The organism is Chryseobacterium sp. 22543, from assembly GCF_052044565.1.
In the GTDB taxonomy this organism is placed as follows: Bacteria; Bacteroidota; Bacteroidia; order Flavobacteriales; family Weeksellaceae; genus Chryseobacterium.
Genome location: NZ_JBQENH010000001.1, coordinates 316469 through 331176 on the forward strand (window position 1 = coordinate 316469; position 14708 = coordinate 331176).

11 protein-coding genes are annotated in these 14708 nt (G+C 34.7%); 7 read left to right on the forward strand and 4 right to left on the reverse strand.

What is annotated here, in order from left to right; all coding sequences use genetic code 11:
- Positions 1–52: 52 nt before the first annotated feature.
- Positions 53–1771 (reverse strand): phage tail sheath family protein, encoded by a 1719-nt coding sequence (locus tag ACTJIP_RS01335; protein ID WP_440704010.1) that lies wholly within the window; start codon positions 1769–1771, stop codon positions 53–55.
- 46 nt (positions 1772–1817) lie between these two features.
- Positions 1818–2402 (reverse strand): DUF4255 domain-containing protein, encoded by a 585-nt coding sequence (locus ACTJIP_RS01340; protein ID WP_077418670.1) that lies wholly within the window; start codon positions 2400–2402, stop codon positions 1818–1820.
- Positions 2403–2951: 549 nt separating this feature from the next.
- Between ACTJIP_RS01340 and ACTJIP_RS01345 the strand changes: the two genes are divergently transcribed.
- From ACTJIP_RS01345 to ACTJIP_RS01375, 7 genes are all read left to right on the forward strand, one after another.
- On the forward strand, positions 2952–3272 hold the full coding sequence (locus ACTJIP_RS01345) for a hypothetical protein (protein ID WP_077418669.1): 321 nt from the start codon (positions 2952–2954) through the stop codon (positions 3270–3272).
- 45 nt (positions 3273–3317) lie between these two features.
- Positions 3318–4760: a contractile injection system tape measure protein gene (locus ACTJIP_RS01350; protein ID WP_077418668.1), complete on the forward strand. Its 1443-nt coding sequence runs from the start codon at positions 3318–3320 to the stop codon at positions 4758–4760.
- A 104-nt stretch (positions 4761–4864) separates the two neighbouring features.
- On the forward strand, positions 4865–6316 hold the full coding sequence (locus ACTJIP_RS01355) for an ATP-binding protein (protein WP_440704011.1): 1452 nt from the start codon (positions 4865–4867) through the stop codon (positions 6314–6316).
- A 36-nt stretch (positions 6317–6352) separates the two neighbouring features.
- On the forward strand, positions 6353–9505 hold the full coding sequence (locus ACTJIP_RS01360) for a peptidoglycan-binding domain-containing protein (RefSeq protein ID WP_440704012.1): 3153 nt from the start codon (positions 6353–6355) through the stop codon (positions 9503–9505).
- 11 nt (positions 9506–9516) lie between these two features.
- Positions 9517–9969, forward strand: a complete 453-nt coding sequence (locus tag ACTJIP_RS01365) for a hypothetical protein (RefSeq protein ID WP_077418665.1) — start codon at positions 9517–9519, stop codon at positions 9967–9969.
- A gap of 190 nt (positions 9970–10159) precedes the next feature.
- Complete coding sequence (locus tag ACTJIP_RS01370; protein WP_219072939.1) at positions 10160–10417, forward strand: hypothetical protein; 258 nt, start codon at positions 10160–10162, stop codon at positions 10415–10417.
- Entirely contained in the window at positions 10414–10932 is a 519-nt protein-coding gene (locus ACTJIP_RS01375; protein WP_180564111.1) for an HD domain-containing protein, read from the forward strand. The genes ACTJIP_RS01370 and ACTJIP_RS01375 overlap by 4 nt, the downstream gene beginning before the upstream one ends.
- Before the next feature lie 200 nt (positions 10933–11132).
- Here ACTJIP_RS01375 and ACTJIP_RS01380 read toward each other — a convergent pair whose 3' ends face one another.
- Both ACTJIP_RS01380 and ACTJIP_RS01385 read right to left on the reverse strand, forming a co-directional pair.
- A complete protein-coding gene (locus tag ACTJIP_RS01380; protein WP_219072940.1) occupies positions 11133–13040 on the reverse strand; it encodes an amidohydrolase in 1908 nt (635 codons plus the stop codon).
- Positions 13041–13546: 506 nt separating this feature from the next.
- Positions 13547–14704: a MalY/PatB family protein gene (locus ACTJIP_RS01385; RefSeq protein ID WP_219072941.1), complete on the reverse strand. Its 1158-nt coding sequence runs from the start codon at positions 14702–14704 to the stop codon at positions 13547–13549.
- Between the last annotated feature and the right edge of the window lie 4 nt (positions 14705–14708).

Genomic DNA, 14708 nt, shown 5'->3' on the forward strand with positions numbered 1-14708 from the left:
TCGAAGTAAAACTTCGAATATTTATTCGTGATTGATTTATTGTTTTTATTTTTTAGAACTGTTGTAATTTGTGCGAGAAACTGAGTACAATAAACTCTGCCGGACGTACTAATGCTATTTTAAGGTCAACATTCATAATAGTAGTGCCTTCTACTCCCTTAACTGTTACTTCGTAGGCTTCTTTCGGAGTGCTGCCTGCTAATGCACCCTCCATCCATTGCTGGTTAAGAAAATTTTCCAGCATTGTTTTTGCCCGTAACCATGTATGAGGGATATTAGGCTCATTAATAAACTTATTGAGTGCTTCGTTGATCGCTTGTCTGATCATATTATAATAACGGCGTACATGTACATATTTCCATTCGTTATCTTTCCCTTCATTATTTTTATCTTTCCCTTCAAGTGTTCTTGCTCCCCAGATTAATGTACCTTTTCCTGTAAAAGTTCTGATTGCATTGATTGATTTTCCGAAATCATCTATGTTTAAAGTAGATTGTTCCTGATCTGAAATTTTTTCTGTCGGAGTAATGACATGGCTAATATTGATATTTGCCGGAGCTTTCCACACTCCTCTTGTGCTGTCTATTCTGCCGTATGCTCCTGCAATTGCTGATGATGGTGGTAAAACAACTTTTAACGACAGTATTTCTTTTTTCACCTGATTGTAAAGTGCCGAATTGGATAATTCTAAATTTTTAAGCGTTATACCGTTTGCATCTCCTTTTTCGTCTTTTACTTCAAGAATTGCAGCTTTTAATGCATCAAACTCTCCACTGAAAACAGGTGCATCTTCGTCAAAACCATCAGGGATCACAAAATCATCTATTATTCCGTCATATATGGCTTCTAAAACAACTTTTGCTTCATCAATTGCTTCTGTTAAAGCATTTTTTTTATCACCTGCATCCGCTGCTTCATTCACTTCTTCTGCTATCGCAATAGCCTGATCTAATAAATCAGCAAGCACGTAAGCATCGGCAGATCCCGTTGAGATTTCGGCACTTGCCAACCTTTTCAATTCATCTAAAGCAGAAATCTCACCCGCATAAAAAAGAGCACTTCCTTGCCCTGTTTTTTGTAAACCGGCATGGGTGATAGGGGTTTTAGTTTCATCAAAAGTATAATTCAAAATGGTTTTTAAGTGAGGGAAGTAAGCCGCCGCATGATTAGTTGGGTTTATATTACTTCTAAAAGATTCAATCGTGGTAAGATTGTTTGATTTGATGATAGAATTTCCGTAATAGGTATCCAGGATAACAAACCTGTTCTTACTCTCATCCTTAGCTTTATCAATTGCCTGATTATAGATACTATAAAACTCAGATTCATTGGTTAACGAAATAGCATCAGGGAAAATAATAAGAATCGGTTCTTTAATATTTTTATGATCTATCTTACCCAGTCCTGTTTCCAATGAGGATAATTGTACTTCTGCTGATGTATAATCCCCTACAGAAATGATATAACACGGTCCGCCGCCATTAGCAAAATACATTTGCAGCGAATAGTACATTAAAAACTGTACCTGAGGGGCTACAATAGTTGCTCCCTGGCCTTCTACATCTTTTAGTTGGATATTTTCTTTTTTTGCTTTTCCAAAATATTGTTCATATTCTAAAAGAGAATTGATTCTGAAGGGTTCATTATACCCGGCAGGGAGTAGGTCGGTATACCCAATAAACGCTGGCATAGCTGTTTCTATATAGGCAACTGAGTATGGAAGTTTTGTAATTTCTTCAACAGAAACACCTGGTGTTGCTGAATTTAACATGTTTAAAAATTTAAAGGGTTATTAGTTTTAGTTTTTGCTTTTATGATTAATCAATTTTAATACTTTGGATATTAACGTCATTAATTAATTTAACAGGGATTACATCCTTAGCCGCAATTTTTATCACACTTATTTTATATAAGGCAGATGGCATTATTTTTCCGCCTAATAGTCCCCAGACGTAACTTAGCTGTTCAAAGGGAATTGAATGCAGTTCAATTCTGAAACTGAAGTTGTTTTCGGGCTCAAGATCCACATACTCCAGAACATTTTTTGCCTGAAATACCTCAATCACTTTTGAAATACTTAGTAATGATTTGCTATAGGTACTTCTGTTGGCAGCAATCATTACATATAGGTTTAAGTAAGCTGGTGTACTTTCTTTATCGTATCGAATTGGATTGTTCTCAACAACAACCTGCTGATACCTTGACCTGTTTTTCAATGTTGATTCTTCCTCAATGTTGAGCAGACTGATTACTACTTTGTTATTAAGTCCCTCAGTATTGTCATCATGTTTTGCAATGTCATCAACAACAGCGATTTCAATTTCGTTAGGAACGTTAGGATCCCATAAACCATCCGGAGCATTTAGCTGATTTTTTAAAACTGTTAATACTTTATTAATCATAATTTCTGTTCTTAATTATTATGGTGCAAACATACAATCCCCCCCCCTCAAAAGACAAATATTTTGAGGCCTCAATACAGTCTTTGCAGTAAATAGGATTTTAACACTTTTAAAAAAAAACGAAAAAACACACAATTAAAACACTGAAAATAAACATATTAAAATCAATATTGAAAAATTAAATCTAAGACCAGAGATTTTATTTGACTAATTATACTAAATTTTCAGCCTGGTGATTGAGGCTCATTCTGCTTTTAAAAAGCATCATTTTTCAACATAAGATTATCCATTAACTAAATGGTCATTTTTAGTGGTCCTGCATTTCTGAATTTTGATTACAAGAAGTATTAATTCTACAAAAAAGCACATGCATTCCTGATTAGGAGTACCACATTTTTTACCCAACAAGTTCTAAAAATTGTAAACCCGCATCACCACGAAATGATTTTTGTGTTTTACTGCAAAGACAGAATAGAACGGTCTTATAATTCGCAAAATGGCTTTTCTTCTTTCTAATTTTGACCCAATAATTTTAAAAACTTTAATCATATGAATATTAAAAATCTTTTCAGCAAGCGCAATGAAATCATTGAAGGCCACTTTAACGAACTACGCTCAAAACTGGGGGCAGCAAATCAAAATGAAGAAGCTATTTTCTCTTTAAGGGAAGAAATTTGTAATGCATGTCCTTTAAAAAACGGCAACAATTGCAACGCAATGAAATGGCTCAATCCAGAGACACTGGAAGTGGTAGATGGTCCAAAAGATGGGTTTATCAGAGGCTGTGGATGCAGATTGAGTGCTAAACAGAGATCAAGATTCAGTCTTTGTCCTGCAGGTTTTTGGGGTGGAGAGTTCAACCAAAAGTAAAACCATTTGACTACTCCCGATATTTTATAATGTAAACCTATTAATGTGAAGCAAAATCATATCATTCAGAAAGTTTTTCTTGAAATTACCGTCAACAATAAAGAAAAAGCATTGCATATAAAAGATGATATTAACAGCTTTTTGTCTATTGATGTTTTTCCGGAAATAGAAAAGCATATCAAAGCTTTAGAATATAAATTAGCTGGTCAGACCCTGCAGATTCCCCGTTTAGAATTAAATGTGGATGTAAAAAGCAGCGCATTAAATACAGAGTTAAAAGATCAGATAGTTGAACTTTTTAAAGAAGAACTGTCAGAAATTACCAGTCCCATTGAAACTTCCCATCAGGAAACAGAAAGGGACACTAAGGCATACCTGATAGACAATCAGGAAAAGATGCTCAGGGCTTTTATCTATTTTTTAGAAAAAGGAGCTATGCCCTGGTGGAATTCGGAGAGTAATAATATGGCTATTTTGGAATCAACGGCTTTTGACCGGCTTATTTCGGCCGATAATTTTCAAAGGAGCATTCTATCTGTTTTGTCAAAAGAAAATGTTAAAAATCGGATTATTAATCAGTTTTCCAATGAACAAATTGCACAATTATGTTTGGCAATTCTGAAAAATAAGGAATTAAATATTAACCTGGACACCGATACAATACATTATATATCAAAACTGAATCATACGGATAGAATTGCAATATGGCGTTTGATCTTCAATGTAATATCGGAGTATTTGAATACATCCAATACCCATCCACGGGAGTATCTTTTACAGGAAATTTCAACAATAGAACAGATTGGCTTATCACAAACAAAAAGCAATCATCAGAACAGGAAAAAAGTAGTTAAGATATTCCCTTTTATTACAGAAAATGAAATTTCTGAAAGCATCAAAACGAATGCTGCAGAGCTACCTGAGAATGTAACAGTTTTAATAGAAACCATTCAGGAAAAAGATACAGAAACTCAGGCAGAGGTAAACCAGAACGAGGGACAATACATTCAAAATGCAGGGCTTATTTTGATCCACCCATTCATCAAAACCCTGTTTGAACATTGTGAGCTCATTGATCCAAAAACCCAGCAACTCACTGATCCGGAATTGTGTGCCCATCTATTGCATTATATCGCTGCCGGAAAAACAAATGCTCCGGAATACGACATGATTTTTGAAAAATTTCTGTGTAATATTCCGATGCACCAAACAATTAATAGGCATATTAAACTTTCACGTAAGCATAAAACACAGGCCAAAAATGTAATAGAAAGTGTACAGCACAACTGGGCTCCTATGAAAAAATCATCTGCTGCACTATTACAAAACGAGTTTTTCCAGCGACCGGGGAAATTAACCATTACCGACTCTGATTACACCCTTATCGTAGAACGAAAAACACAGGATATTCTTCTTGAAAAGCTTTCCTGGGGAATTGGTCTCGTAAAATTCCCCTGGCAGAAAAAATTCATATTTGTAAACTGGTAACAGGTTACATTTTCTAAATACTCTGAAACTTTCCAAATACTCTAAAGTTGCTGATTTTACATCAGCAATACCTCACTGCAACACTATTAATTCAAAATAAGATTATGAAATCTCCTATTAACCATGAAGACCCGTCATTAATAAAAACAAAAATTAATGAAAAAACGGAAACAATCAATCCCCTATTCCAAGCTAATACTGTAAATCATAACTCTTTAAATGAAGAAATGAAATGGCTGCAATTCCTTATTGAAAAGCGATGCAAAGAGTTGTTTCTGGAAGATGAGACAGAATTGAATGTTGGTTATGAAATACCTGAACCTCCAAAATCAGACGATAAATCTCCTTATTCGGTTACGGTAAACACCCATCAGCTTACCGTTGTGGACAGAATAATTTTAGCGCTGGGCATTGCTTCAGCTCATTATCCGTCCGTTCTGAAAACATTTGTACAGATAGAAGAAAGCAGTAATGCATTTGCTATTGAAGCAGGTGGTGAGTATGATAAAATCAGCCGCAGCTTTAAGCCAACTTTTCAAACCGCACTTTTTTTGCTGGCAGGTAAGGATTTATCACTGTGGTCGCAGTATGGTGCACAACTCATCAATGGCAGTGTGTTGTTAAAAAATGATATTATTTACAATCGTTCTTCAGCAGAATTTATTCATGGAAAGATTGAACTGGATACCGCTTATCTCAATTATTTTTTATCAGGTCAGAAACCACAGCTGGACCATGGTTCTTACTTTCCCGGCAGGCTTTACAAATCTGATCTCACCATGGAAGATATTATTTTGGAAGATAATGTACAAGATCAGATAAAACCCATTGGCCACTATATAAAAGCATTGGAAAACGGCTTTTTCAAAACCAATGAGCATAGCTTTAAACCAGGCTTTATTACTTTATTCTACGGTGCACCGGGAACGGGAAAAACGATGCTGGCCGGTATTCTTGCTACTACATTTGGTATTGATATGTATCATGTAGATCTCTCACAGGTAGTGAGCAAATACATTGGTGAAACTGAGAAAAATCTTGAAGTATTATTCAACAGGCTGCAGGGTAAAAACTGTATGCTGTTTTTTGATGAAGCCGACGCTTTGTTTGGGAAACGTTCTGATGTAAAAGATGCTCATGACCGCTACGCCAACCAGGAAGTTTCGTATTTGTTGCAGCGAATAGAAAAATTTGACGGATTAACAATTCTGGCTTCCAATTTTGAAAACAATATGGATGATGCTTTCAAACGCCGTATCGATGTTTCTATCAATGTAATACGACCGACAGAAATTACCAGAAAAGCCCTTTGGGAGCATTATTTGCCTAAAAATATGACTTTTGAAAGTGAAGACCTTTTAAAACATTTAACCAAAGAGTATACTTATACAGGTGCTAATATCCGAAACATTATGAAAAATGTTGCTATGGCATTACATGACCGTAATGAAACCATTATTACTTATTCTCTAATCAGTACTTATTTAATGATAGAAAACGAAAAAGCTTTCGGAAAAAATCAATCCCGTCTCAGCCCATTTGTACAAAACCCTTAGCACAGCATAATAAACACTCATCTAATAACCAATACCATGAGCAGACACAAAAAAACATTTGCGCCCAGGGCCGGCAGGTCCGATAAGCAAAAAACCAATAATAAAGAGGATAAAGAAAAGTCTGAGCAGATCACCGATCAGGACAGCAAAATATCTCTCGCAAAAACAGAAGTTACCCAAATAACGTATGTCCCTTTCAGGAACAGGGCATTTAAAAAAATCGAAAAAGGTTCATCCAGCATACAGTTTTCCAACAGCGGATTACATGTATTGGCTCTGAATAACGCACTCAACGCATTAGGCCACAATGTACCCGAAAACGAAGTTTCTTTTGGAGATAAGACTAAAATTGCACTGATCAATTTCCAACAACAAAATGGGATTACAGGCTCTGGAATCTTTGATAAGGAAACTTTGTTGAAAATGAATGAGGTAACAAAAAATTTAGATGAAGGGGAAACTATCAGAAAAGCCACATTACCAAATAAAAAAGCAGAATCGGACAAAAGAAATAAAGGTACATCTGAACCTGCATCTCTTTTAGAATCTAAGCTTGAAAGTCATGAACTTTTTCAATCATCTTTCCAAACAGGCAAAGATCCTATAAAATTAAAAAAATGTAACCCTGAACATGCACTTGATTATTGTTTAATTGTTAGCTTCATTCCCACTACAAACATCCCAAAAGGAAATACAATTGAAGGATACGTTATTTATTATCAGGCAGTATATGGTGGCAGTAAAGAGAATGCGATAAAAGTAGCTGAACGCTGGGGCGAAGACGGTAGAATAAACTTTGCAGGAGAGATCAAAGCAGGCGCACCAACAAATGTAAATGTACCTCTTGAGAAATATCTGGATAATCTTTTCTTTGGAGCACCGAAAAACGAATCTGCCAGAGAAGCTTTAAAGCAAAAATTATTAGGAATTGTAGACAATGATAAAGATAAAAAAAATGAAAAGGAAATTAACAGAGAAGAACTTAACAAATTTTTAACCAACGAATACAGTAAAATTACAGAGGATAGTGAATATATAGCACTAAAAAACAAATTAAAATCATTAAAAGCACCCGAACTATCTCCAAAGGGTAAAAAAGCTGCTGCGCTTTTAGAGAAAACTCCTAAAAATAGCGAAGCACAAGACATATTAATTGAAGAGTTTGAAAAATTCGGAAAAGAAATGGCTCTTTATATGCTTCAAATTAACAGGAAATTAATTCTTACTGAGGCAGAGAGACATGGTATTTGGTTGCCATATGGAGAACATAAAAATAAATTACAGGAACTTAAAACCGGTATAGAAGCTTATAAAAAACAAATGACTGCCATACAAGCTAGTCTGCCTAGTTTTAAAGAGCAGCAAAAGCTATATCAAGAAGCATACGATGCTGTTGGCAGGGATCCTTATGCAACAGACATTCATGATCAAAAAATAAATAAAGCATCAGGAATTGAAAGAAAATACTCTGCCAGAAATGAAATCTACAGATCTATTCCTATTTTATCAATAGGTGATGATTTCAACAATAAAGGACTGAAAGCCGAAAAGCAAGAATGGGCCCCTGATTGGGAAAATTTTGATTTCAAAACCGACGAACAAATTATAACTGATTTAAAAAACAGTATTATAACACAGTTGGAAAAAATAAATGAAGCTGAAGAAAATATAATAGATGAGGATTTAGATTTCATTTGGGATTTAGGAGAACTTATTCCTATTTCTATACAACAAGCGGGTATTTCCAGCAATAAAAATGCTGTAAAAGTTATACAAGATAAAGTCCGGCAGGAAGCTAAATATGAACTTATAAAAAATATTATTCTTATAGCCGGAGGTATCATTCTTTCCATTGTATCTTTAGGACAGGCCACTCCATTTTTATTAGCTATTTTAGCCAGCGGAGGTACTTTAGCGATTAGTACATATTATGTAAAACAGGAGATTCATGACTATAACTTAAACCAAAGTCTATATGATGCCTCAATACAAGTCGGACAGGTACTGCAAGGTGACGATCCAAGTCTGGCTTGGCTGGTGCTCGCCATTGCGGGTGCTGCGTTAGATGCAGGATCATTAGCAAAAATACTAAGATCAGCTAAACCTATTTCTGTGGCAGCCAAAGCATTTAATGATGCCGACGATGCTACTAAAGCATTAGCCACATTAGAAAGTGATCTACTTAAAATCGAGGGTCTTGAAATAAAAGTAAGGGAAAATATTATTAAACAGGCTAAAATACAAGCCCAACAGCAAAAAATACTGGCTGGCTTTGTAAAAGCAAGGCAACTTACTTACGTAACAATACCAGGTTTAGCACAAACAGGCGAATTATTAGCCAGAGCAGTATTTGCTATTCGGAAAGGAATTGTTACATTTGATAGTTTTGTAGCCGAACTCAAACTAGCCAAACTCATAAGTGATACAGGATTAACCCCTGAACAATTGCTTTTGGTTAAAAATACCTTTGAAAAAGCAAAAACTTTAGCTAAAGATGACAAGCTGGCTATTGAACTTGAAAAAGCAATAGCAGATAATGACCTTGTAAAGGTGAAAAGTTTGCTAGAAGAAACTGAGAAAATTAAAGGTGAAAAACCGGTCAAAAATACTAATTTAGATGAATCAAAATCACCTAAAGAAAAGGAAACAAATTCCAGAGAGAGCAAGATTGAAGAAGAAGATATTTCTATTCCCTCTTCAATTAAAACAACAGAACAAATAATTACTGAAGCATCAGATAAATTATCTCAAATAATACCTGGTCTCTCAAAAGATCAAGCAACATTTATCTTAAAACAGGCATTTTCTAGAAACTCTTCTGTTATATTTGGTGGTAGTAGAATAAGAGGTAATTATACTCTAACAAGTGATTTAGATGTTGGATTTGGTCAATTGACAAGCTCTCAAGCAGGAAAAATAATAAAATCAAATAATGCTATTTTTGATGCCGGAAAAATTGAAGGATGGTTAAAAATGGAAACGACTAAAATAATTCCAGGTAATGAAACAAAAAGTATTGAAAGAATTACAACTCCTGAAGATTTTTTTCAGAGATCTGGTGTCAGATCAGCAGAAGATGCAAAAGCAGGTGAAGCATATGGTCCATCAGGATCTATTACAGTTGAACCAGACGGAAATATTTTTAAAATAGATATAAATGGAAACCAAACAAATATTAAATTAAATTAAAGATAAATAAGATGCAAGTATACATTAATAATCAAGAAACGAATTCTCAACATTTATTCTATGATGAACATTACTATGAAAAATATATTGAAAACAAAGAAATATATCAATTTGATATAAATATTGAGCTAGATATTTTCAATAAAATAATGCAACCCAAGTATGAAGAATTGTTGAATGAATTAATAGAAGATGATAAACAAACCGGTGAAAACTATGCCTTAGAATTATTTGAAAATCTTACTGAATATCCTTCTTATGAAGATATTTTGAATGACTCAAAAATTGGAATGAAAGAAAAAATGAGCTATCTTAATACTTTTTTTATATCACAAATTTTGAATGTGTATTTTAGTCAGAAAAGTAACTTTGATAATAAACGTTGGGTAATAAGGGAAGTTTTGTATCTAAATCAAAAAGAAAATAATGTTATAATCAAGGGTAATGCCCAAAAAATAGATTAATTATAGTAGTACAAACAAATTATTCTATTCTTAATATTATCAATAAATTGTATCAAGGTTAGCTCAAAAATGAGCTAACCAGCTCTCCGAAGTCTCCCGACTTCGGAGAGTTTTATTTCAAACAAATCGCTAAACAGGCTGCAGAATATAAAAAAATAAAAACACCAAAAAAATATAAATTTACTTGAAAATGAATAAAAAAGATACAATAGAAAAAATTTTATATTATCACTTTGAAATAGAAAAAATCAATAATAAGGAACACTATTCACTACTAAGAGCGGTAATGTATAAAGACACAGGATTGCAGGGAGAAGAATACTATAATGGAGAATGGCATAGCGAAAAAGCAGCATTAAGTTATTATCCGGATCCAACACCGGGAGAATTTGTAGATGAAATCAGAGCAAAAGAGATCATGAAAATAATAGATAAAGAAGTAAGATGAATTATAAAGACCAGCTGTATAATGCTAGAAAATTTGCAATAGAAAAACACAATCGTCAGCACTATGGAATATACCCCTATGAAATTCATTTAGGCAATGTAGTAAGTGTATTAATGAGATTTTCTATTCTCCCGACAAATCAAGAAAACACTGATATCCTGATAAGTGCATGGCTTCACGATATATTGGAAGATACTACAGTTTCAATTGAAGAATTAGAAAAAAGATTTGGAAAAAAAATTACTGAAATTGTGTATTCTTTAACTGATGGAGATGGTAAAAACAGAGAAGAAAGAAAAGACAATATGTATAATAAACTTATTCATAATCAAATTAGTATCATTGTAAAATTAGCTGACAGAATAGCTAATGTAGAGTTTTGTTTGATACAAAATAATAAGAAACTATATGATATGTATCAAAAAGAACAACCCAAACTTCAACAAATAGTATCGTCTAAAATGAATACAGAAATAGCAAATTCTCTATTAATCTACTTAAAAACATTACTGTAAAAAATCTCTATCCGAAATTGACTGCCTGATATATTTTTTTGTTACTGCTGCTAGTCAAAGCCACTATACTTTAGCTAAGAGGTATTATAAAGAGTTAAAAGCAAAGTATAAAATTATATTGGGTTAATGAATCAGAGCAGAAATCATCTGCTCTGATTGATATTTAGTTAGCAACTATTTAATTTTTTCAGAACTTATTATTATTTGCCTGAAAAAATCATGTCTTTTTCGGTCTCTGTCTTTCTATTCTGATCATAGGTATATACACATATACCGCCTACCCAGGTTTCCAATACCGGAATATCCCTCATTTTCATATATTGCAATGAAGGGGTATTTAACGAAAGCGGGTTCTGTTCCAATATAACAAAATCAGCAAAATACCCATTATCTAACGATCCCACCCATTTGTCTGCATAACATTGCCATGCAGCATCATAAGTAACCGCAATCAAAGCCTGTTCAGGAGTAAGACGTTCCGCACCATTTAAAACTTCAATATCCTTTGGATTCTTTTCCATGATTCTGGTAATTGATTGTTCCATCATTCTCAAAGGACCTAACGGACTCACCTCATTATCACTGTGAAGGGTAATTCTCATTCCGGCAGCAAGCGTTGAACCACAAAGATCGAGCATTTGCGCCTTTGCACCGAATATTACTTCCTTAAAAGCATATCCCCAATACCCTACGTGTCCGATTAGGAAACTTGGTGAAACTCCCATTTGGAGCATATTGGTAATCTGATCTGCAGTAAGAAGTGAACAATGTTCTATACGGTTACGAAGTTCAGGCCCTTTATATTGAGCCAGAGTACGCTGATACGCATTGATGGCAAATGTTACTGCCTGATCACCATTGGCATGAACCATTAATGGCCAGCCTTTTACCGCTACTACAGAATTGATCAATGTATTATAGCTTGGCGGAATTGTATGGGCAGGAATACCAGTCTGCGGGAAATTAAATACCCCTGTATTATTGGCAGGATCACACAGGTATGGAGCACTCTGATATCCGGTTAATCCCTGGTTTGAGCCATCTGAAACCACTTTAATATGTCCATAATATACAGGTTTATAGTGTTCCGGCTCTTTATAAGGTTCCAGTTTATCTACATCCTCCTGATTGGAACAAAGATGTGCCCCACCCGTTCTTACCACCTCAGGATGCGTCTCAAAATATTTGGTTAAAAGTGTTACCGAGCCCTTATTAAGCCCGGCATCATACATAAAAGTAACTCCTCTTGAATTGGCCGTGTTAAAAAGCTCCGTAAGATAACGGTTGATCTCTATGCTCATTGCAATGATCTGCAGCTTTATGGTCTTCAATGCCGGAGTCATCTGTAAACCTTCCTGCAGCTGGCCTTTCGTTTCGCTGATATATTTGTCAACAGTTTTATACTCACTTTTTATATCAGGATTATGATCAAACACATACTCTAATGCCTTAGTATTCAGATAAAGGGTATGCATTGAGGCGCTTAACAGCATCATAGGAGTATCATGATTAATCGTATCAAGGATGACATTATCAATCGTTATTAACTCTTTTTTGCCTTCTTTTTCCGTAAATGGCATTAAAGAAGGATCCAATCCTCTTCCTAAAATAACAGCTCCGGGAATTTTTGGAATGTGCCCGTTGATAATGGCCCCAACAGAAGTCAAATCGTATATTGCTTTTAAATTCTGTCCGTCAAAAGGACTCAGATCCAGCCAGCCGGTCATCATTGCCGTAGGAATCATATGAACATGGGGTTCTATCAGTCCGGGAAGTAAAGTTTGAGTGCCTGTCAATTCTTTTCTTTGAAATCCTGAATGTTTGTCATTCATATAGGTTTCTACCTGATCTGCTGTACCGGTTACAACAACTTTTCCATCAGCAAATCCAATGGCTTCAATGGTATCCGTTGATCCACCGATCATAGGCAGAATAGTACCTCCACTTACCATCAGTGTTTGTGGTTTTTCGTGGGTTGCTTTTCCGGAACCGGGATTAATTTTCGTCAGATTTTCTGCACTGAAAAGTTCTTCTTTAAGAACATCTAAAACAGGATTGTGGCATGAGCAATGGGTGCAGCCATGCGTGTGATTGTGTTGTTTTTCCATAAGAATAATTTGGTTTTAAGTGTATGGTTTAAGCTTATTTTCTGCGTATCTATTTTTAATAAAACATTGTCTTTAGCACACAGAAAGACAACCTTGTATCGGACAAGATCTATTGTATTATTAAAATAAAAAAAGGATTATTTTTAAGATATTATATTTAAATAAATATTTATGTATGAATAATTTTCATTTATTTACATGTATTAGTTTATTTTATAAAAATAACAAAAATATTCTTTCAACACACTTTTTTCACTCAATATTGATTATTTTTTTCTGTCTAAATTTTTAATTTACAGTACATTTTTATTTAATTCACACTTACAGCATGTAATTTTCAACATATCACAATGCATTGCCACTCAAAACCGTCATGTTCTAACAACTTGTAAACACAATTAAACCAATAGTCAGGTTGTCTAAATAAAGTAAGCGCCAATTTGTGAAAATTGGCGCTTACTTTTTATCTCATTAATTCCGGTTATCATTTTTCCTGGTTTCCCGCTTTATTCCTTCAAAGATTTTTTTAACCGCTCCAGACCTTCCGTCAGGAGCTGCCTTGGACAACCGATATTGATTCTCAGGAAACCTTCTCCATTTTTCCCGTACATTGTTCCGGAATTAAGCCAGACTTTACCCTCCATCAGAAGAATTTTTGACAATTCATCAGAAGTTTTACCAAATGAGCGGCAATCCAGCCAAACCAGATAGGTTGCTTCCAAAGAAATTACTTTGATGGCAGGCAGATGTTCACCGCAAAAATCTCTAAGAAATATAAAATTCTGATATAGATAGTCTTTAAGCTCACCCATCCATTCATTTCCTTTTGTATAGGCTGAAATCAAGGCTTCTATTGCAATTGGGTTTGGATAGCTGTTTTCCTGAAGCTCTAAAGTCTTACGGGTCTGTTCCAATATATTTTTGTCCCGGGAAATCAGGTACGATATTGGTAAACCTGAAAAATTAAAAGTCTTACATGGTGAACCGCAAGTCACCGATTGCAGCTCATCATTCTGAGCTACCGAAACAAACGGAATATGCCGCAGATTATTAAAAATCAAATCAGAATGAATTTCATCAGAAACCACCATCACATTATTCCGTGAACAAATCTCCGCTATTTTTTCCAAATCTTCTCTTGTCCAGACTTTTCCCACCGGATTATGCGGATTGCAGAACAACAAAAGTTTAGTTTTCGGATCAGAAGCTTTCTTTTCCAGATCATCAAAATCAATGGTGTAATCTCCTCCTTCATATTTCAAATCATTGCAGACTATATGACATCCATAATTTTCTAAAATGGTGAAAAAGTGATTGTAAACAGGAGTCTGCAAAATAATATTTTCATCAGGCTTCACAAACGTACGAACGATGGCTGAAAGCGATGGAAGGATCCCCGTTGCAGGCAAAAGCCAGTCTTTTTCTATGGTAAAATGATGATTTGTTTCCCACCAATCAATCACTGACTGATGAAAGTCTTTAGGAATTGTACCATATCCGAAAATACCATGAGAAACCTTCTCAGCGATAGCCTCAATCACTTCCGGAGCGGTTTTAAAGTCCATATCAGCAACCCACATCGGTAAAATATCTTCTCTTGCCCAATCCCATTTTACAGAATCGGTTCCTCTTCTTTCTATAATTTCGTCGAAATTGTATTTCATGTTT